This window comes from Pseudarthrobacter sp. KH_020_B, from assembly GCF_057840185.1.
On sequence record NZ_CM174506.1, the window covers coordinates 2,282,883 to 2,302,203 of the forward strand.

Sequence of the window (19,321 nt, forward strand, 5' to 3'; positions counted from 1 at the left end):
CCTGTTACGGCTCGGCGTGGTGTCCGGCCCCCGCAGGGTCCAGGGCTTCCGCCGGGACTCCGTCGCTGACCTTGCCGGAGCGGCTCAGCGCCACCATGAGGATGGAGGACAGGAGCATAAAGCCGCCGACGACGAACATCGGTACCGTGTAGCTGCCGGTCAGGTCCTTGAGCCAGCCGGTGATGTACCCGGCGCTGAATCCGGCAAGGTTGCCCACGGTGTTGATCAGGGCGATGCCGGCAGCGGCTGCTGCTCCGGTGAGGAACTGGGTGGGCACTGTCCAGAAGTTAGGCAGTGCCGCGAAGATCGACATGGCCGTGATGGTGATGACGGCGATCGTGGCGGCCGGCGAGCCGGCGAACAGTGCCAGCGGGATGCTCAGGCCGCCGATGAGGGCCGGGAGGGCGATGTGCCAGGTCTTGACGCCACGTTTTGTGGCGTCCTTGGACCAGAAGTACAGGGCGAACGCCGCCGGCAGGTACGGGATGGCGGTGATGAGGCCCTTCTGGAGCACATCGAACTTGGCGCCGTAGATGCCTTCGAAGCCGGCGATGATGGTGGGCAGGAAGAACCCGAGGGCGTACAGGCCGTAGATGAAGCCGAAGTAGATGGCGGACAGCATCCAGACGCGGCCGTTGCCGAAGACGGTGCGGACGCTGACGTGCTTGTTGCTGGCGGTGGTTTCCTTTTTTTCCTTCTCCAGGGCGCCGGTCAGCCAGGTCTTTTCCTCGGCGGTCAGCCACTTGGCCTTGGCGGGGGAGTCGGCGAGGTAGAACCAGGCGATGATGCCGACGATGATGGCGGGAATGGCGACGCCGAAGAACATTACGCGCCAGCCTTCAAGCCCGAAGAGGCCGTGCTGCTGGATGAGGAGGCCGGCCAGTGGGGCACCGATCACGGTGGTCAGCGGCTGGGCCAAGTAGAAGAGGGCCAGGATTTTGCTGCGGTGGCGGGACGGAACCCAGAGGCTCAGGAAGAGGATGGCGCCCGGGAAGAAGCCGGCTTCTGCTACGCCCAGGATGAAGCGCAGGATGTAGAGCTGCTCCACGTTGCCCACCCAGGTGAACAGGAGGGAGACGATGCCCCAGCTGACCATGATGCGGGCCAGCCAGCGGCGCGCACCGAACTTGTGCAGTGCCAGGTTGCTGGGAATTTCCAGCAGGATGTAGCCGATGAAGAAGACGCCTGAGGCGAAGCCAAACTGGGCTGCCGAGAGGGCAAGGTCCGTATTCATGCCGTTCGGACCGGCAAAGGAAATAGCCGTGCGGTCCAGGTAATTGATGAAGAACATCAGGGCAACGAACGGAACAAGCCGGATCGCCACTTTCCTGATTGCAGATTTTTCGACCACCGATTGTGTGGTGTCCACGTTGACTCCTAGATGTTGATGTCCCGGCCGCATCCTGCGCTGGAGGCGTGGGGCTGGTTTCGAGGCTTCGCGGCATGGTGCTTGCCGGAGGGGCTAGGCCTGTGATCTCAACCTTAGGACTCTTCGCTAAATTGGTCAACCGGTTGACTGATTCAATTTTTGGCGCTGATGGTTGAGCCTGTCGAAATCCAGGGCCCGGGATCTCGACGAGCTCGATCACCGGTGCGGTTGCTACGCTGTGACTGTGTCCCTAAACTCCGCCGCCTCGACGGCCAAAATCAGTGCAGCTCTCGGTTCCATGGGGCAAGGCTCTGTCGTATCCGAGGTGGCCGAACGGCTGATGGCCTACTTCACCAGCGGTGACATCGCCGCCGGAACCCGTCTTCCCGCCGAACGCCAGCTGGCGGCCTCGCTCGGCGTCGGACGTTCAGCCGTGCGCGAGGCGCTGGCCGCCCTGGAAATCCTGGGCATTGTCATCGTGCGCCCGGGGTCGGGAACGTACCTGCGCGACGGCGTCTCCGAACTCCTGCCGCGGACCCTCAGCTGGGGGCTCATGCTGGGGGAGCCGCGGACCCGTGAGCTCATTGAGCTGCGGAGTGGCTTGGAAGTGCAGGCCGTGCAGCTGGCTGCGACCAGGATTACCGACGAGGCGCTGGCGCGCATGCGCGTCAATCTTGAGTCCATGGAGAAGAACCTGGACGACCTTTCGGCTTTCGTCGAGGCCGACGCCGCCTTCCATAGGGAAATCGCTGCCGGCTCGGGGAACCAAGTGCTTCAGGAGCTGCTGCAAAGCATCCGCTCCCTGCTGCGGATCTGGGTGGACCGCGCGCTGACCGACGAGGGGCATGCTGCGGCCGCCCTGAAGGAGCATGCCGAGATCTTTGCCGCCCTCCAGGCCCGGGATGTCGCGGCCGTCACGGACACCATGCGCTCGCACATGGAAACCGCATCGCGGCGTCTGCTCGCCGGCTTCGACGCCGCGCAGTAGTAGCTGCGGCCGGCAGTTCATCGCGGTCAGGATCTGCGCCGTCAGCTGACCGGGCGCAGAAGCGCAACACGACAGGTGAGACGCACGACGGCGGCTGTTCCGCCGTCGTACTCGCTGCTGGGAAACCGCGATATCCGGGATTCCCAAAGGACCGGAACTAGACTCCCTCGGGTACGGATTGCACACAATGGAGTGGTAGTCCACCGTGGCTGGCATAGTTCTGACGAACACCGGAACCGAAGAACGCGGGCTAGCCAAGGGCTAGCCAAGGGCTAGCCAGAGTCGCCCATCGGATGGCGGCCTGGACTGAGAAGTGGTTCCCGGCTGCCTACATCTTTGCCTTGGCGCTCCTGGGCCTGGGGACTATCGCCCGGCTGGGGAGACACTGGCGGTAGTCGCCCAGAACCTGCAATCCGACCCAACCTGAATACCCCGCTGGATCAGTGGCTCGTCGGAATGTCCTGGGAGGCGGCCCACTCGCCCACATCCCGCCGTTCAATGGCCGCCGCCATCAAATCCGGGAACAGGTCCGGCGTGCAGGCGAAGGCCGGGACGCCGATTCCGGCCAGGGCAGCAGCATGGTCCGAGTCGAATGACGGATGGCCGCTGTCGCTTAACGCCAGGAGCGCGATCATGGTCGTCCCGGACCCCACGATCGTGGCCGCGCGCCGCAGCATCTCCTCCGCAATGCCGCCTTCGTAGAGGTCGCTGATGAGCACCAGGATGGTCTCGGCGGGCCGGGCGATCTGGTCCTGGCAGTATGCCAGGGCACGGTTGATGTCCGTGCCGCCACCGAGTTGCACACCAAACAGCACATCAACCGGATCGTCCAGTTCGTCCGTCAGGTCCACCACCGCGGTGTCGAAGACCACCAGCCTGGTGCGCACCGACCGCAGCGAACTGAGCACAGCCCCAAACACGCTGGAATACACCACGGACTCGGCCATCGAACCGGACTGGTCGATGCAGAGGATTATGTCCCTCTGGATCTCCGTGCTTCGCCGGGCATGGCCCACCAGCCGCTCCGGCACGATCGTCCGGTATTCCGGCTGGTAGTGCTTGAGGTTGGCGGCGATGGTCCGGTTCCAGTCAATGTCCCGGTGCCGTGGCCTTCGTGTCCTTGCCGCCCGGTTCAACGCTCCGGAGACGGCCTGGATGGTCCGCGCCCGCAGACGCTCTTCAAGTTCATTCGTCACCTGACGGATGACGGCCCTGGCCGTCTCGCGTGAATGCTCCGGGATCACCCGGCCGAGGCCGACCAGCGTACTTACCAGGCCGACGTCGGGCTGTACGGTTCGCAGCATCTCCGGCTCCAGGAGCAACTGCCTCAAGCCGAGGCGGTCCATGGCGTCCGCCTGCATCACCTGCACCACGGTGGACGGGAAATAGCCACGGATGTCGCCGAGCCAGCGGGCCACCCGGGGACTCGACGCGCCGAGGCCGCCGCGGCCGTGCTTTTCGGCTCCGTACAAGTCTTCCAGTGCCTGGTCGCGGCGGGCGTCAGCGGTGGAGAGCACCACATTGTCGCCTTCCGCTGTGATGATGCCGTCGGCCTCATGCCCGCCGAGCACCAGGCGCCAACGGGGCAGCCGGCCACGACTGTTTCTGCCATCAGCGTCCGCGTCCGTCATGCGATCGCCTCCCATCCGAGATACCGGGCCATCGTGCGGACCGCGGGGCCCGCGGCCGCCAAGTCGAGCGCTGTTGGGCCGGCGATCGGGGCGACGCCGCCAATGCGGCTCACCTGTTCGCCGATCTCCCGCCGCTCCGGCCGGCTGAATGCTGAAAAGGTCCTGCGAAGGAGCGGCAGGACATCGTCGAAGATCCCGTCGTCCACGCTGGCGACCCAGTCGTCCACGATCTGCAGGAGCCGACGATCGTAAATCAGCAGCGTCGCGTCGCCGGAGAGCAGGCCATCCAGCCAAGCGGCGGCCTCCCGCGCAGGAGTGGCGATTGACAGCCGGCGGCTGAGCCTGGCCGCTACGTCGTCGCCGTCAACCAGGCCCGCGTCCAGGAGCAGCCTGGTGGCCCGGCCAGCCACTGAGCCATGGATCCGGTCAGGCCCCGCGACGGCGGCGAGCGCCCGGTGCCAGTCGTCCAGCTGCAGGTCAGGCAACAAGGAAAGTCCTTGCTGGGCTGAATCGACGGCCCGCCGCATGGCGTCCGCGGCCTCGTCGTCCAGCCCGGCACAGGCCGTGGGCAGCCCCACGCAGGCCCGCACAACCGTGGTGTCCAGAATCTTCCGTACGCCCGTGACATCAACGCCGCGCACGTTGCCGTACCGGCAGGTCTGGGCAAGGGGCGCGATGGTTTCCAGCAGCGGCGCGACGTCCTGCTGCAGGGCAGTGCGCTCGGAAAGGACGGACACGACGCCGCCGATGCCATCGGGAAGGTCGGCGAGCAGGCAGTTTGCGAGAAGTTCGCTCAGCTCGGCCAGGCTGCCCGAGCCCTGGGCGCGTTCGGATACGCGGGCCGCGGCAGCCGAGGCAACCGTGGTGCCGTAGCGGCTGGCTTCCACCACCGTGACAGCCAGCTCCGGATGCCACTGGAGGGTCCACACCTCCTTGAACGTGCCGGTGGTCCGGCCGGTTTCGGTCTGCAAACCCCACTCCACGCCGAGCAGCGCCAGCCGGTGCAGCAGAACCGAGCGGGCCAGCTGGTTGGGCTTGCGCAGGTCAAGGGTGAGGACCTCTTCCATGGCGCTGGGTTTCCACCGGAGCCTGCGTTGGGTGGCGGCGAGGTCGGCGGCCAGGGGGAGGGTCGGCGCAGACTCCGGCACGTTCCCCAGCTCAAGTCCGACGGTGAGTTCGCGCTGCACGAGGGCCAGCGGCAGGGATGAACCGTCGCACAGGACGGCCTGGGCGGCGTCGTCGAGTTCCGACAGTCCCGGGCTGGGCCGTCCACGGACGGCGGCAAGGGTCGTTGCCATCCTGCTTGCCTCCACCACGGAGGCAGTCGACGCGTCGAGACTCTCCCGGCGCAGGGCATGGGCTACCCGGACCAGCCAGGTGGTGGAAACATCCGTGCCGGGATCCCGGGACATCCAGTGGGTGAACAGGTGCTGGTACCAACCGGGCGCCGTGACGCCGGCCCCGTATCCGCTGCGCAGGCTGAGCCGTTCCGAGGTCCACGGCACCCAGGTGACGGCGATCTTTGCCTTGGGTAGGCCGGCTAGCACCAGGTTGTCGGCGGACGCCGGGGGAAAGCCCGCGGGAACCAGGGCTGGGGCGTGGTAGGCGCCACAGACCACGGCAATCCGCGCGTGCCCTTCTCGCATGGCTGCCCGCAGCAGGCGCCGCATCGCGGCTTCCCGCCGATTGTTCTCCATCACGTCGGGATGGTCGCCGGGCCTGTCGTCAACGGCACGGATCTCCGCAATGGCCTCGGTCAGCGCCGCGAACCGCTCCACCGGGTCCGTGTTCCGGTGTTCGACCGCGTCCTCCCACCACCGTTCGGCATCGCTGTACCCGGCGGCCCCTGCGAGCATCCCAATGGCATCGGGGCGATAGGGCAGCTCTGGCGGAGCCGCCGGTTCCGCGCCCGCTTCGGAGGGGTCGCCGTCGTCCTCGGCTGACACCGGCGGCCCGGCAGCGAAGGCAGCCAACCGGAGTCCGAGGGTGTGCGCCGCGGGCAGGTCGATCGCCCGCACCTGGGTGCCGGTGGACAGCGCCCAGCGGATCGCCACCCACTCCGGCGAGAAGCTTGCCATCGGGTAGAACGAAGCCAACCGGGGCTCATCGGCGGCGTAGATGAGTCCCGCGACCGGCGGGACCATCTCCGGATCGGACAGCAGCGGGATCACCTGGTCAAGTTCCGGGGGACCCTCAACCAGCACCAGGTCCGGCCGCAGGGTTGCGAGTGCTTCGGCGACTGAATGTGCCGACCCGGGACCGTGGTGCCGGATCCCCAGGACGTGGACGGCTGTCATCGGTCAGTTCGACGATTCGAGGTCGCGGCAGGCCCGGTACAGGTCCTTCCACTCCGGCCGGTTCCGGACGACGGTTTCCAGATACTCCTGCCAGACCACGCGGTCCTGCACGGGATCCTTGACTACCGCGCCCACCAGGCTGGCCGCCACGTCCTGGGCCCGGACCGTTCCGTCACCGAAATGGGCTGCGAGGGAAAGCCCGTTGGTCATCACCGAGATGGCCTCAGCAGTGGACAGCGTCGCGGAAGGCGATTTGATGGTTGTGCGCTGGTCCTGGGTCACGCCGGCGCGCAGCTCACGCATGACGGTGACCACACGGCGGACCTCGGAAAGCGCGGCAAGGTCGGCTGGAAGTTCAAGTGCAGTGCCGAGGCTCCGGACACGGCCGGTGACGATCTCGACCTCCTGCTCGATGCTGTCCGGCAGTGGCAGCACCACGGTGTTGAAGCGGCGGCGCAATGCCGACGACAGATCGTTCACGCCCTTGTCCCGGTTGTTGGCCGTCGCGATGATGTTAAAGCCCTTCCGCGCCTGTACTTCCTCATTGAGTTCGGGGATCGGCAGGGTCTTCTCGCTGAGGATCGTGATCAGGGAATCCTGCACATCGGACGGAATCCTGGTCAGTTCTTCCACCCGTACCAGGCTTCCGGTTTCCATCGCGCGCATCACCGGCCCAGGGACCATTGCCGCCCGGGACGGCCCGTCGGCGAGCAGCCGCGCATAGTTCCAGCCATACCGCAGTGCCTCTTCCGGCGTGCCGGCAGTGCCCTGCACCACGAGGGTGGAGGATCCCGAAACGGCGGCCGACAAGTGCTCGCCCAGCCAGGTCTTCGCGGTGCCCGGCACACCAAGCAGCAGCAGGGCCCGGTCCGTGGCCAGGGATGCGACGGCGATTTCCACCAGCCGCTCCGAACCCAGGTATTTCGGGGTGATCTGCACTCCGTCCGGCAGGGTGCCGCCCAGGATATAGGTGGTCACCGCCCATGGAGACAGCCGCCAGCTGGGCGGCCGGGGCCGGTCGTCGACGGCGGCCAATGCGGTGAGCTCGTCGGCATAGGCGTTCTCGGCATGGGCGCGAAGAACGTCTGTGTCGGTCTGGGCATCGGTCATTGAAAAGCCTCCGTCAGGGATTGTCGGAATGATTGGTATTGCACGGCATCACGAAGCACACGGCGGCGCCCTGCGTCGTCGTCGGACTGCTCGAGCAGGCGCCGGCAGTGCGGGGCCGCCTCCGGCGGCAGTGCCGCAGGAAGAACGGCGGCCAGCAGCGCCGCCAGCTGGCCGCCGTTCGTGGCGGAGATCTGCTCAAGCACGGCCTCAGCCAGGGCAGGTCCCCAAGGTCGTGGCATGTCACGCAGTGGTGTGGCCAGCAGGAACGGGCTTGCGGTGCCGGCCCGGATGTGCCGCATCAGCGTGTCCTCACGCTCGTCAGGGGGGAGGATCTGCAGGAGCCGCAGGTCGGTGCGGACCTCCAACAGCGCACGCACCCAGTCGAGATCGGCCCGTAGCACCGCAGTGGTGAGGATCGTTTCCAGGACGCGGGCTTCGCCCGTAAGCAGTGCCACGGTCGCCGCGTGGCTGCGGCCGGACACCGTCGTCCAGACATCGAGCGGGGCGCCGCGGACGACGGCGTCAAGCCGGCCCAGCCGGTCGGGTTCCCCAGTGCGCGGGTCCGGAGCGATCCCGTCCCGCAGGGCAGCCTGATCGGGTTCCGGCGGCAGGTCGATCTCGAACTGTTTGCGCAGCACGCCCTTGACGTGGAGCAGCGGGAGCAGCCGGGCGGCCATGCGGCCTGCGCGGGCGCTGGCGGGGAGCCGGTCCAGCAGGCCGGCGGCGACCTCACGCACGCTCTTGGCCTTGTCGTCCAGGCCCCGCTCCAGCAGCTCCTCGTCGTCGTCCCTGAGGTTTGTGGCGAAGGTGGCCAGATGGGCTGCGCGCTCCCGGGCGCCAAGGGCGTCCCAGTGCGTGGCCAGTTGTTCGCGGGCGGCAGCCGGATCACCGGCACGAAGCCGTCCAAGCTCCGCGGTGGCGTCAGCACTCGTCAGCTCCGCCCAGTCGGCCGGCGTTGCAGGGAGCGGGTCCGGGCTACCGGCCTTGAGATCCTGGAGCCAGCGGCCCCGGATTCCGATGGCTGGATTCAAGTGCCTGGCTACGCCGGGTTTGGTTTCCGCCAGGGAGAGCAGCTTGGGCAGCAGCCGGTGCGGAACCCGTTGTCCGGAGGCTCCGGCGGTCTGCAGCCAGTCCGTCACCAGTTGGTCGCGGAGTTCCAGCCCGACGGGCGGCTGGGTCAGCAGGAGGTCCAGCAGCCTGGCGGCTTCACCGGAGGCTTCGGGGACATCGTCCGGCGGCGCGGGCTCGGGTAGGTCAGCAGCGTCCAGTGTGATGGAACGTCGTCCCGCACGCGTGGCGGTGTCCGCCAACGCCGCCTGAGCAAGGAGCGCTTCCTCGCTGGACAGGCCATCCGGTGGGCGGACGCCCAGCTCACTGGGAGGGGGCGGTGCCGCGTGCCGCGCAGTTCCTACGAGCGCTGCGGTTCGAAGTTCGGCGAGCCAGGTCATGGCGTCACCACCGTTCCACCGACGACGGCGGACAGGGGCCGGATGCGGCCCGCCTCCAGTTCTCCGAAGACGTCCACCGGATGGCCGCCGGTCAGGGCAAGCAGCGAGTCCAGGGGTGCGTCGACCAGGGGGAGGGCGTTGCCGGATCCGTCGCTGAGCCAGCCATGGTCGCCGGGGGAGACCCGCACTCCGGCCAGCAGCACGGGGTGGCGTTCACGCCACGGGGAGAGCGCCACGGCAGCCGATTCAGCTTCGAGCGCTTGCAGAATGCTGCCGCCCTCTCCAAAGCTGGTTGCCATTCCCTGCGGCTGAACAGGGCTGGTGAACATTGCTCGCTGTGGCCCGGATCCGGGGTACCGCGCCACGGTGACATCCAGCACCGCGCCCGCAAGCTGCGGTGTCGCCAGCGCCTCGCTCTGGGTAGCAAAATCAAGGACGACGACGACCGTTCCGTCGGGTGCGCGGAGCCAGGTCCGCTGCTGCTGGAGCCGCCCGTCGTCGCTGCGGTGGGCGCCGAGCACCAGCCACGGCCCATGCAGTGCCTCGGTGCCCTGAACGTCGGCGGCAGGCGTGGCCCAGCCGACGGCCACACGGAGATCCGCAAGTTCCTGGCCGCTCAAGGTGTCCCGCTTGCGCCACGCCTTGGTCACTGCCCACCAGCGGCCCGCCCGCAGCAGCAGGTGATCTGCCCAATCGGTCCGTGCATGCACATCCGATCCCATGGCCCGCACCTGTTCAGCCAATCCTGGGAGCTGGGCGTCGACGAGCCGTGCTGCCACTCCGTCCCACCAGGAATACGGCTGGGTGCGGGCAGTGGCCAGGCCTGTCCGCACCAGATCTGTCAGCCAGCGGGCAAAGTCGTCCATCCCGGCATCCATCAGGGCCATTCGGTCGGCCAGCCGCTTGGCCTGGGCCGCCGGATCCACCGGTTGATCAGTCTGGCGCCGCTCCCTTACGGTGGCCCGTTCCGCCCGCTGGGCCGCCCATTCCTGGGCGAAATCGGCGGTCTCCGCGCCGGCGTCGGCCGCTTCACCGCGGGACCACAGAAGCAGCAGCGCCAGCGCGTGCTTGCAGGGAAACTTCCTGCTGGGGCAGGAGCAACGGTAGGCGGGGGCGGCAGTATCCACGCTCACCTGGTAGGGAGTCTTGCCGCTGCCTTGGCACTTGCCCCAGACCAGGACATCGTTGCTGCCTGTATCGGACCATGGGCCCTGACGTGCCAGCTTACGGGCGGCTGCCAGGGAAGATGCGTCGGGAGCGGCGTTGATCACCCGCTCCTCGCTCCAACGCCCCATGAAGCACATTGTGCCCGATGTCACAGGAAGCGCAAGCGAGGCGGCGCGGCGTGGCGGCGGCGCGAGCGTCACCAGCGTTAGGAGTGCACTATGTGGCCCAGAAAAGTTCTCCCGACGAGCCGAAGGCCAGGCGCCGTCTCTATGGCTATGACGAGGATCTGTGGCGCTGAACCGTCGGCTCATCGCCGTCTCCGCTTGGACCGTTGCTCCTCCCGCCGCTCGGAGCTGTCACGCTCGGCGGAACGCTGCGACTTCCCTGCCACCACCACCTTCTGGTGCCACTCGCGCTGGTAGGCGCGGCGGGCGGCCGCGTCAGTGCGGCGGGCCAGTGCGGCGAGTTCGCGCTGGAGTTTTCCGTAGCTGAGCCAGCGGCGCTCGTCGATCGTCCCGTCCGCCAACGCCGCCTGCACGGCGCAGCCCGGCTCGCTTTCATGAGCGCAGTCCGCGAACCGGCAGCGGCTGGCCAAATCCTCCACGTCCCCGAACATTTCGCCCAGGCCTTCGTCGGCGTCGAACAGGCCGAATCCGCGGACGCCAGGGGTGTCCATGATGACGGCACGGTTCGCCAGCGGCACGAGTTCGCGCGAAGTCGTGGTGTGTTTGCCTTTGAAGTCGCCGGAGCGGACCTCGCCGGTGTGCTGGACCTCGCGACCCGCCAGAGCGTTGATGAGCGTGGACTTGCCGGCGCCCGAGGGGCCCAGGAGGACCATCGTGCCGTGCGGCGGCAAGTGCGCCAGCAGCGCATCGATCCCGTCACCGTTTTCGGCTGACGTGGTGACCACGTCCACGCCCGCCGCCTGCAGAATGACCTTCCCGACGACGTCGTCCGCTATGTCTGCAAGATCGGCTTTGGTGATGATCACCAGCGGAACCGCGCCGGAATCCCAGGCGGCCACGAGTGTTCGTTCCAGGCGGTTGTGCGTCAGCGGCCGGTCCACCGGGACCACTACACCCACCACATCCATGTTCGCGGCCAGGACCTGCGCCCCCGAGGAGTCTTCAAAGGCGCGCTTGCGGCTGAGCTCAGACCGGCGCGGGAGGATCCCGGTGATCTGGCGGCCGCCCGCGCGGTTGGGCCCGATCCAGACCCAGTCGCCGGTGACGGGAATGCCGGCGTCGAGCGGGTACGGCAGGTGGAGAAGTTCGCGGCCAACGGCTGTGAGCACGAGGCTGCGGTCCAGGCGCACCACCCGTCCTCGCTCGTATTGCATGATGGCTGGGTGGCGGCCCTGGTGCTGGGGTTGGTGGGCGTCAAAGTAGGCGGCGACGGTGGGGGAGTAGCCGTACGTTGTGGGTCCGTCGGGTCCGTCGGGGCTGGAGGTGGATGGGGCGGAGCTTTCCAGGCTTGTGCCTGAGGAATTGTTCAAGGTGAGTCCTCGGGAGAGGTCTCCAGACTCAGGAATCAGCGCAGACCTGCGGCTGTTAGGCCTGTCAGTTAGTTTGTTGCGCGCTTACGCTGTGCGGATGCTGGAGACGGTGGTGATTGGTTTGAAGTGTGCGGGGCGCTCTGGGCGCGGGGCTGTAGCAGTCATCAAAACCACCTCCGTTTCTCTCCAGGTGTCCGGGTGCCGTCACGGACTCTCGGCTCTGAGTGTAGCTGCCCGGGGTCGCGTTGGGTAGGGAAGTTCCCGCTTGGCGCCGCTGGCGTTCGTATGGCGCAGTCCACAATCAACGCGGAACCTTGCGGGCTCCAGACACAGCGGCGTAGCTTATAGAGAACTAACGGTTCTCTACTTCTGGGATCCTTCAATGAGCAGCAAGCAGCGCCGAAACACCGCAGTTCCGACGGCCATCCGTGGGGCGCTTCCGGGAATTCTGCTGGTGATGTTTCTGGGGGCTCTGGACCAAACGGTCATGGCTGCTGCCTTACCGACTGTCGCCGGTGACCTGCGTGGTTTGGACCAGATGCCCGCCATCATTACCGGGTACCTCGTTGCAGCTACGGCGGCCATGCCCCTCACAGGAAAGCTGGGGGACGCCTTCGGTCGCAAGCTCGTCCTGCAGGCTTCGCTGGTTCTGTTCGTCGTCGGCGCCGTCCTGTGTGGACTGGCGCGGTCGGTGCCCGAACTCATCGCCTTCCGGGCCGTGCAGGGAATCGGCGGCGGCGGTCTGATGATCGGAGCCCAGGCCATCATCGGCGAACTCGTCAGCCCGCGGGAGCGCGGGAAATTCCTCGGCATCATCGGAGTGGCCTACATTGTGGCGGCCGTCGTCGGTCCCCTGGCCGGCGGGGCGGTCGTTGACACACTGTCCTGGCGGTGGATCTTCTACGGCTACGTGCCGGTGGGGCTCACGGCCCTCGCCGTGGTTTCGCTGGCCCTGCACCTGCCGGCGCCACCGCGGGGCCGGCGCATCGACTACGGCGGCGCGGCGCTGCTGAGCCTGGCCTTCGTGGCGATCATCCTGCTATGCAGCGTCGGCAATTATGCCGGACCCCAGTGGCTCGTACCGGTCCTGGCCGCGGTGGCAGCGGCGTCGCTGGCTGGCTGGGTCCTGACGGCACGCCTGGCGGCCGATCCGATCGTCCCGCTGGCCCTGTTTCGAGACCCGGCCTTCACCATTCCGACCGCCATCAGCTTCCTCCTCGGTTTCGCCATGTTCGCGGCCGTCAGCTACCTGCCGGCCTTCCTCCAGGTCGGGATGGGTCTGTCTGCCACAGCGTCCGGGGCCATGCTGATTGCCCTGGTAGCCAGCATTCTGCTGACGATGGCGGCCTCTGGGCTGCTGATTACGCGCACCGGGCGCTATAAGCAGTACCCGATCGCCGGGACGCTGCTGGCGGCGCCGGGGATGTGGCTGTTCAGCACCTTGGATTCGACGAGCAGCCTCTTGCTGGTCCTGGTAGCCATGCTGCTGCTGGGGCTGGGGATCGGCCTCGTCATGCAGGTCATGGTGCTTGTGGTGCAGAACTCCGTGGAACTGCGCGATCTCGGTGCCGCCACCTCCACCGTAACCTTCCTGCGGCAAGTGGGCAGTTCCGTGGGCGTCGCGGTGCTGGGATCGCTCATCACCGTGCGCTTCGCCGCTGCGGTCCCCGCAGGACTGGCAGCCCAACTCGGCGACAGGATCAATTCGCTCACGCCGAAAATGCTGGCGGAGCTGCCGGCGGCGGACCGCTCCGCCGTGGCGGTGGCCTTCGGTCAGGCGCTGCCGCCTGCGTTCGGCTACGCGGCGATCGTGCTCGCGATTGCCTTTGTGCTGACTCTTTCCCTCCCTGAACGGGAACTGCGCACTACGGCGCATGCCGATTCCGGCCAGGGCCGCTCCAACCCCAACCCCAACCCCCGTCCCCAAGGAGCCTCGGATGACTGAAAAATTTACGGGTACGCTCGCAGACTTCGGCGCCGCGGACCTGGCGTCGGCCGGCGGGAAGGGCGCGAATCTCGGCGAACTCGTGCGCCACGGTTTCCCGGTTCCTGCGGGTTTCCTCGTCACCACCGCCGCCTACGCCACCCTACTGGCGGAAACCGGGTTGGGTGCCGAGCTGGAAAGGTTGCTGGAAGCCGAAGCCGAAGCCGAAGACGCCGGAGCACGGATCCGGGCGCTGTTTACCGAAGCCCAAATTCCGGCGCGCGTCTCCGCGGACGTTGCTGCGGCCTATGCAGCCCTGGGCGGCGGACCGGTGGCCGTGCGTTCCAGCGCCACCGCCGAAGACCTGCCCGGTGCCGCGTTTGCCGGGCAACAGGACACGTTCCTGAACGTTGTCGGCGAGCAGGCGGTGATCCAGGCCGTGGTGGAGTGTTGGGGCTCGTTGTGGACGGACCGCGCCATCTCTTACAGACAGCGCCAGGGGATCGACCCGCGGGAGGTGTCCATCGCCGTCGTCGTTCAGGATATGGTTCCGGCGGACACCGCCGGAGTGTTGTTCAGCGCGAACCCGGTGACGGGCGAACGGGGCGAAATCGTGATCGATGCAAGCCCGGGCCTGGGCGAGGCGGTGGTTTCCGGGCGGGTCACGCCGGAGCACTACGTGCTGGATGGCACCGGCCGGACGCGATCGTTTACCCCCGGCGCGCACGAGGTGGTCATCCGGGCCTCGGCAGGCGGGGGCACGGAGGAGAGCGCCGGCACCGGCAGTACCCGTCCGGCCCTCGGCGAAGAGCACCTGGCGGAACTGGCGCGGCTGGCTCTGCGGGCCCAGGAGCATTTCGGCCGGCCGCAGGACATGGAATGGGCCATCGCCGGCGGGCGCGTATACGTCGTTCAGGCGCGTCCGATGACGGCCCTGCCGCCGCAGCCAATGCGCCTCAACCCGTTCCAACGGGTCGTGGGCCCGTTCTTCGTCGAGATGTTCCAGATCCGTCCCTATCCGCTGGACGTGTCGGGCTGGATGCAGCGTGGAATCCTGGCCATGCTCCACGGCATGGCCGGAAGCGTCGGGGTCGTCTTCCCGTCGGTGAAGGAGCTGCTGCCGGAGGAAGACGGCGTGGTGATCCGGCTGGTTCCGCCGACGCCTCGCCCCACGGTGCGCACACTCGGCGCGCCGGTTTCCGTGGCACGCCGTGCCCGTCGGTTCAATCCTGCCCGGTGGACCCAGGACAGCAGGTTCGCCGCGTTCCTGGAGAACGTCCGGCGGCTCGCAGGGCAGGATCCCCGGTCCTTGTCATGGCGAGGGGTCGTTGGGCTCGCGGAGGACGCCTACGCCACGATGCGCGGGATCACCGAGCTGCGGATCTCATACCTGCCGGGAGCCTTTCTTCCCCAGCTGAAGCTGCGCCTGATGCTCCTGCTGCTGGGCAAGAGGCACCTTGGCTCGGCACTCATCGCGGGCGCGGAAACCCGCACAAGCCAGGCCAACCGTGCGCTGGAGGAGCTGGCCGACCGGGTCCGGCCCCATGGCGAGCTGGCGCGGGCCTTTACGACGCTGGCACCGGGCGAACTGCTGTCCCGCTTTGAGCACGACCCGGAATTCAGGGAGTTCCACGCACGTTTCCAGGCATTCCTGGCCGAATACGGGCACCGCGAAACCGTCAGCGTGGTGATGAGCAGTTCACCAACCTGGTCCGATGCCCCCGAGGTGGTTCTCGGGCTGATCACGTCGATGATGGGCGAGCGGCGACCGGCCACAGACCAGACCGGCCAGGCACTGGCGGAACTGAAGCGACATCCTGCCCTGCGAATCACAGCCGTGCGCCGGCACCTGCTGTCCGCCGTCGACGCCGCCAAGGCCGGCATGGCCTTCCGCGAGGACAGCCACTTCTACGCCACCATGGTGCTGCCGCCGCTGCGCCGCGCGCTGTCGGAGCTGGGCCGGAGGCTGTGCGAGGCCGGTGTGCTGGCGGATCCAGCCGATGTGAATCACCTGCGCTTTGAAGAACTGGCGGAAATGGACGACGGCGGCGCGCTGCCGGCCGCGGAGCGGGAACGTTACCGCCGCCTGGTGGTGGCCAGGGCCGCCAAACGCCGGGAACTGGACGGTATTCCGCTACTGGATACTGCCACGTTGTTCCAGCACGGACGCCGGAGCCCGGGCGCCCTGGTTTCCGGCACGCCAGCCAGCCGTGGCCAGGCCCTCGGAGCGGTAAGGATCATCCGGGGGCCGGACGAATTCGGGTTGCTCCGCAGTGGCGAGATCCTTGTCTGCCCCTATACCAATCCATCCTGGACGCCACTGTTCCAGCGTGCAGCCGCTGTTGTGGTCGACGCCGGCGGGATTGCTTCCCATGCAGCCATCGTCGCCCGGGAATACGGGATCCCCGCCGTCATGGGCACCGGGTCAGGCACCAGTGCCTTGCAGGACGGCCAACTGGTTCTTGTGGACGGCACCCGCGGCCGGGTCACTGCTGCTGTTGCCGGGCCATCGGCGTGACCGCTGCGCCGGCCCCGGACCACCGAAAGCTGCCGCGCCGCCGCGGTGCGGTGCTGAGCAGGGCGATCTTCGATGCCGTCTTGGCCGAGATCGCCGAATCCGGCTACTCCACCCTGACCATGGACCGCGTCGCCGAACGTGCGCGCGCAAGCAAAGCCTCGCTCTACCGTCGCTGGCCTGGCCGCGCCGCCCTGGTACTGGACGCCGCCTACGAGGCGATGCCCGGCCCCGGCGCCGTCCCGAATACCGGCAGCCTGCGCCTGGATACCCTGACCGTCATGCGGCAAGGCGCCCGGCTGCTGGAAGGGATCGTGGGACAGGCCATGCGTGGAGTGCTGGGTGAGGCCTTGCAGAACCCCGACGTTGCCGCCGAGGTCCGAGAATTCGCGCGCGGAAACGCCAACAGGATGATGCACGAAATCCTTGCCAACGCGGTCAATCGGGGCGAATGCGAGCCGGACCTCGTGACCGACTTCAGGATCGAGGCCGGTCCCGCCCTCTTGAGGCAACGGTTCATCTTCGGTTCGGGACCGATCGAAGATGACTTCCTGGTGGGGATTGTGGACCAAGTGGTACTGCCTCTGTTCGGCGTCGACCCGAAGAACAACCTGCCACGCCGTTCCCGTTAGCCGGTGGGGCCGGTCAGTTGATAGTCCAGCAGCACAATACCGGACGGGAAGGAGCGGCACTCCCGGAGCGAAAGCTTTTTCCATTGGCTGATCCTGCCGAAGATTGGCACTCCGCCGCCGAGGATGACCGGCACGACGGCGACGCCCAGTTCGTCCAGCAGGCCCAGCTCGATGAATTCAGTGAGGAGCTGACCGCCGCCGAACACGCAAATGTCCTTCTCCTCAGGGATGGCGGACTTTATCCGGGCGACAAGATCGCCCAAATCGCCGGCGTACAGATGCGTGTTCCGTGCCGTGGCCAGAGTGTCATCGTGGGTGAGAACATACGTGGGAACCGCGGAGCCCCCGCCGCCCATACCCGCCATTTCCCGGTAGGTATTGGCACCCATGACATAGGCGCCGGTCCTGCGCTCGGTCGCCTCGAATCCGTAGTCCTCATTCTTGGCCATGGCATCGTTCAGCCATGACAGGTCGCCGCTCTCTGAACGGATGTAGCCATCGAGGCTGACCGCCATGCCGCCAAATATGGTGCCCATAATCGCGACGCTATCCAGCCCTGATTCGAGGGTCAAGACCACCGGTGCGCCGGTGGAAACCCCGGCTGACACACTCGTGGTGGCGGCTCAGCGGTCTCCACGGAAAGCAATAGGGTTGGGGGCAGCCCATACTTCCGAGAGCAAGGAATGCCGATATGTCAGAAACATACTTCCAGGTGGTGGTCCGCTACCAGGTGAAACCTGAAGAGACCGAAACGGTCCTGGGCCTGCTGGGCGAGATGGCCGCAGCCACGCGGACAGAGGAGGCCAACATTTCCTACGAGTTTTTCCAGGGAGTGGAGGACCCCGCGCAGATCGTGATCCTGGAGCGCTACACGGATGCTGCCGGTTTTGCCGCCCACCGCGAATATGAGCATATCGAGCGGATCGGGGCTGCGCAGATTATCCCGCGGCTCGAGCGCAGGACCATCCAAACCTTCGAGGTCACCGCGGACGCCTAAGCTGATCAGCCCTGGGCTGCCGCCACGACGCGCTCGCCGTTGAAGTATTCGAGCTCCCAGCCATCAACGGCATGGTGGTGGGCCAGGTTCAGTACGGCGTTGTCGATGCTGTGCAGCGTGCGGCCGATCGCACGGCCGAGGCTCATACGGAGGAGCGTGCCGTGGGCAACTACTAGGACGCGGCGGCCACGGAATTCATCGGCCAGTGCTTCCAGTGCCCCCAACCCACGGGACGCTGCCTCGTCCTCGCTTTCCGCGCCTCGGTAACCACCGGGGATGCGCAGGGCCTCCAGTTCTGCGCCGGCCTGCAGGCCCTCAGCCGGTCCGAAGCTGCGCTCGGTCAGTTCCGGAATGTGCCGGGTCACGCCAAGCCCCAGCCCGTCCGCAATCAGGTTCGCCGTTTCCGCGGCCCGGCTCAGTGGCGAGGACACGATCGCATCCCACTCGTAACCTGACAGGACCTTAACGGCGTCGCGCGCTTGGCCGCGGCCGACGTCGTTCAGCGGGATATCAGTGGCTCCCTGCAGCCGGCGCTGGGCATTCCAGTCTGTCTGGCCATGGCGGATGAGGGCGAAGGTCGTTAGGGTCATGCTGTCTATTCTGCCCTGATTGCGGGCTCGGTCCCGCAGCCGTCAGGAGCAAAGGAATCCCTGCTAGGCCCAGGCGTTCGGTCCGGCGTTGCGGTCGATGAAGGCCAGGACAGCCGCATGAGCTGGATCTATGAGGTGTCCGCCCGGGACCAGGACTTCATGCGTAAAGGGCAACGCGCCCGACAACCGTGCGTTCACCAACCGGCACGCTTCGATGGAGTCCTCGGCGGAAACGATCAGGGTTGGCCGGCGGATCCCGGCAAGTTGGTCCTCGGTCAGTTCCAGAGCGTCGTCGCTGAGATCCATGCCATGGCCATTGATTTCCGCGAGGACGGCGTGGCTGGTGCCGGCAAACATCTGCTTGAGCTCCGCTGGAAGCGACTCCCACGTCGCATCACCAAGGGCCTCCCGGATCACGCTCTCCGCAGCAAGCCCGGGCCGACCCTCCGAGCGCTCAAGCACCCGGCGGCGCAGGCTGCGAGCCCAGGCGTCTGCAACCGGATCGATGGTGAACAACGCCGGTTCCAGGAGGACCAGAGCTTTGACCTTGTCCGGGAAACGGCGGGCAAGTTCGACGGCGATCAGGCCACCTGTGCTGCGGCCGATCACGATAGCAGGCCCGGCATGGAGCGCCGCCAGGACGCCCGCCGCGTCGTCGACGTGATCCACCAAATCCAAGGCCACGAACGGCAGCGGCGGGGCGCTGCGGTGGAAACCCCTGCGGTCATAGATGATGCAGCGGCCGTGCCGGGCGAGTTCGCTTGCGGCGTCCGCCCACATCACCGCAGAACTTGGCGTTCCGTGCAGGCACAGTATTGGTGTCCCTTGGCCTTGCTCTTCGTAGAAGAGATCCACGCCGTTGACACTGAGTCGGGGCATGCCGTCAGCCTCTAATTCTTGCGCTCACCGCAAAGGACAGCGCCCGGGCTCATGAGTCCGGCCAGTGCTCCGGATTGAAGCCGTACCGGTTAGGGGCGGCCGTTCGATCGGCCGGCGCAGCGGGGCGGTCCCGGCCAGCGTGGTCGTCATGACGCGTTGAGGCTGGCTGAACATTGGCCCGTTTCACACGCGTGCGGGGCGACGGGGCAACAGGGGCATCATGAGACAAGGTCGAACCTCCCAGACAAGGTTGGTTTGGTCCCGCTGCTTGAACCGTTA

General features: G+C 67.1%; 15 protein-coding genes. 5 read left to right on the forward strand and 10 right to left on the reverse strand.

Going from position 1 to position 19,321, the window contains the following annotated elements; translation table 11 throughout:
• Window positions 1–4: 4 nt before the first annotated feature.
• Window positions 5–1,369: an MFS transporter gene (locus AC3IT0_RS10490; protein WP_489323622.1), complete on the reverse strand. Its 1,365-nt coding sequence runs from the start codon at window positions 1,367–1,369 to the stop codon at window positions 5–7.
• A gap of 244 nt (window positions 1,370–1,613) precedes the next feature.
• Between AC3IT0_RS10490 and AC3IT0_RS10495 the strand changes: the two genes are divergently transcribed.
• Window positions 1,614–2,357 (forward strand): FadR/GntR family transcriptional regulator, encoded by a 744-nt coding sequence (locus AC3IT0_RS10495; RefSeq protein WP_489323623.1) that lies wholly within the window; start codon window positions 1,614–1,616, stop codon window positions 2,355–2,357.
• A 440-nt stretch (window positions 2,358–2,797) separates the two neighbouring features.
• Here AC3IT0_RS10495 and AC3IT0_RS10500 read toward each other — a convergent pair whose 3' ends face one another.
• The 6 genes from AC3IT0_RS10500 to rsgA all read right to left on the reverse strand — a co-directional run bounded on the left by AC3IT0_RS10500 (window position 2,798) and on the right by rsgA (window position 11,505).
• Window positions 2,798–3,988 carry a VWA domain-containing protein gene (locus tag AC3IT0_RS10500; RefSeq protein ID WP_489323624.1) on the reverse strand — a complete coding sequence of 397 codons (1,191 nt, stop codon included), beginning with the start codon at window positions 3,986–3,988 and terminating at the stop codon, window positions 2,798–2,800.
• Window positions 3,985–6,285, reverse strand: coding sequence for a DUF5682 family protein (locus AC3IT0_RS10505; RefSeq protein WP_489323625.1), 2,301 nt, complete (start codon window positions 6,283–6,285; stop codon window positions 3,985–3,987). Before AC3IT0_RS10505 ends, AC3IT0_RS10500 begins: the two co-directional genes overlap by 4 nt.
• A gap of 3 nt (window positions 6,286–6,288) precedes the next feature.
• A complete protein-coding gene (locus AC3IT0_RS10510) occupies window positions 6,289–7,395 on the reverse strand; it encodes an ATP-binding protein (RefSeq protein ID WP_489323626.1) in 1,107 nt (368 codons plus the stop codon).
• Entirely contained in the window at window positions 7,392–8,843 is a 1,452-nt protein-coding gene (locus AC3IT0_RS10515; protein WP_489323627.1) for a DUF5691 domain-containing protein, read from the reverse strand. The genes AC3IT0_RS10510 and AC3IT0_RS10515 overlap by 4 nt, the downstream gene beginning before the upstream one ends.
• On the reverse strand, window positions 8,840–10,138 hold the full coding sequence (locus AC3IT0_RS10520; protein WP_489323628.1) for an SWIM zinc finger family protein: 1,299 nt from the start codon (window positions 10,136–10,138) through the stop codon (window positions 8,840–8,842). Before AC3IT0_RS10520 ends, AC3IT0_RS10515 begins: the two co-directional genes overlap by 4 nt.
• 179 nt (window positions 10,139–10,317) lie before the next feature.
• Window positions 10,318–11,505, reverse strand: a complete 1,188-nt coding sequence (rsgA, locus tag AC3IT0_RS10525; RefSeq protein ID WP_489323629.1) for a ribosome small subunit-dependent GTPase A — start codon at window positions 11,503–11,505, stop codon at window positions 10,318–10,320.
• 382 nt (window positions 11,506–11,887) lie between these two features.
• Between rsgA and AC3IT0_RS10530 the strand changes: the two genes are divergently transcribed.
• The 3 genes from AC3IT0_RS10530 to AC3IT0_RS10540 are packed head-to-tail and all read left to right on the forward strand — an operon-like array spanning window position 11,888 to window position 16,576.
• Window positions 11,888–13,450: an MFS transporter gene (locus AC3IT0_RS10530; RefSeq protein ID WP_489323630.1), complete on the forward strand. Its 1,563-nt coding sequence runs from the start codon at window positions 11,888–11,890 to the stop codon at window positions 13,448–13,450.
• The gene (locus tag AC3IT0_RS10535; RefSeq protein WP_489323631.1) at window positions 13,443–15,947 is read left to right on the forward strand and encodes a PEP/pyruvate-binding domain-containing protein; all 2,505 of its coding nucleotides are present in this window, start codon (window positions 13,443–13,445) and stop codon (window positions 15,945–15,947) included. The genes AC3IT0_RS10530 and AC3IT0_RS10535 overlap by 8 nt, the downstream gene beginning before the upstream one ends.
• Window positions 15,944–16,576 carry a TetR/AcrR family transcriptional regulator gene (locus AC3IT0_RS10540; RefSeq protein WP_489323632.1) on the forward strand — a complete coding sequence of 211 codons (633 nt, stop codon included), beginning with the start codon at window positions 15,944–15,946 and terminating at the stop codon, window positions 16,574–16,576. Before AC3IT0_RS10535 ends, AC3IT0_RS10540 begins: the two co-directional genes overlap by 4 nt.
• On the opposite strand, the gene AC3IT0_RS10545 is transcribed toward AC3IT0_RS10540, so the two are convergent.
• Window positions 16,573–17,112, reverse strand: coding sequence for a dihydrofolate reductase family protein (locus AC3IT0_RS10545; protein ID WP_489323633.1), 540 nt, complete (start codon window positions 17,110–17,112; stop codon window positions 16,573–16,575). The genes AC3IT0_RS10540 and AC3IT0_RS10545 overlap by 4 nt on opposite strands.
• A gap of 155 nt (window positions 17,113–17,267) precedes the next feature.
• Between AC3IT0_RS10545 and AC3IT0_RS10550 the strand changes: the two genes are divergently transcribed.
• The gene (locus tag AC3IT0_RS10550) at window positions 17,268–17,573 is read left to right on the forward strand and encodes a putative quinol monooxygenase (RefSeq protein ID WP_252568731.1); all 306 of its coding nucleotides are present in this window, start codon (window positions 17,268–17,270) and stop codon (window positions 17,571–17,573) included.
• Window positions 17,574–17,578: 5 nt separating this feature from the next.
• Here AC3IT0_RS10550 and AC3IT0_RS10555 read toward each other — a convergent pair whose 3' ends face one another.
• Together AC3IT0_RS10555 and AC3IT0_RS10560 are read right to left on the reverse strand one after the other, a co-directional pair.
• A complete protein-coding gene (locus tag AC3IT0_RS10555) occupies window positions 17,579–18,163 on the reverse strand; it encodes a histidine phosphatase family protein (protein ID WP_489323634.1) in 585 nt (194 codons plus the stop codon).
• Window positions 18,164–18,226: 63 nt separating this feature from the next.
• Complete coding sequence (locus AC3IT0_RS10560; RefSeq protein WP_489323635.1) at window positions 18,227–19,042, reverse strand: alpha/beta fold hydrolase; 816 nt, start codon at window positions 19,040–19,042, stop codon at window positions 18,227–18,229.
• Between the last annotated feature and the right edge of the window lie 279 nt (window positions 19,043–19,321).

Coding starts and splice junctions, on each gene's coding strand:
- AC3IT0_RS10520 (WP_489323628.1), bottom strand. CDS start 10,138: ATGGGGCGTTGGAGCGAGGAGCGGGTGATCAACGCCGCTCCCGACGCA.
- AC3IT0_RS10545 (WP_489323633.1), bottom strand. CDS start 17,112: ATGGGCACCATATTTGGCGGCATGGCGGTCAGCCTCGATGGCTACATC.
- AC3IT0_RS10510 (WP_489323626.1), bottom strand. CDS start 7,395: ATGACCGATGCCCAGACCGACACAGACGTTCTTCGCGCCCATGCCGAG.
- AC3IT0_RS10515 (WP_489323627.1), bottom strand. CDS start 8,843: ATGACCTGGCTCGCCGAACTTCGAACCGCAGCGCTCGTAGGAACTGCG.
- AC3IT0_RS10500 (WP_489323624.1), bottom strand. CDS start 3,988: ATGACGGACGCGGACGCTGATGGCAGAAACAGTCGTGGCCGGCTGCCC.
- AC3IT0_RS10555 (WP_489323634.1), bottom strand. CDS start 18,163: ATGACCCTAACGACCTTCGCCCTCATCCGCCATGGCCAGACAGACTGG.
- AC3IT0_RS10530 (WP_489323630.1), top strand. CDS start 11,888: ATGAGCAGCAAGCAGCGCCGAAACACCGCAGTTCCGACGGCCATCCGT.
- AC3IT0_RS10535 (WP_489323631.1), top strand. CDS start 13,443: ATGACTGAAAAATTTACGGGTACGCTCGCAGACTTCGGCGCCGCGGAC.
- AC3IT0_RS10550 (WP_252568731.1), top strand. CDS start 17,268: ATGTCAGAAACATACTTCCAGGTGGTGGTCCGCTACCAGGTGAAACCT.
- AC3IT0_RS10505 (WP_489323625.1), bottom strand. CDS start 6,285: ATGACAGCCGTCCACGTCCTGGGGATCCGGCACCACGGTCCCGGGTCG.
- AC3IT0_RS10560 (WP_489323635.1), bottom strand. CDS start 19,042: ATGCCCCGACTCAGTGTCAACGGCGTGGATCTCTTCTACGAAGAGCAA.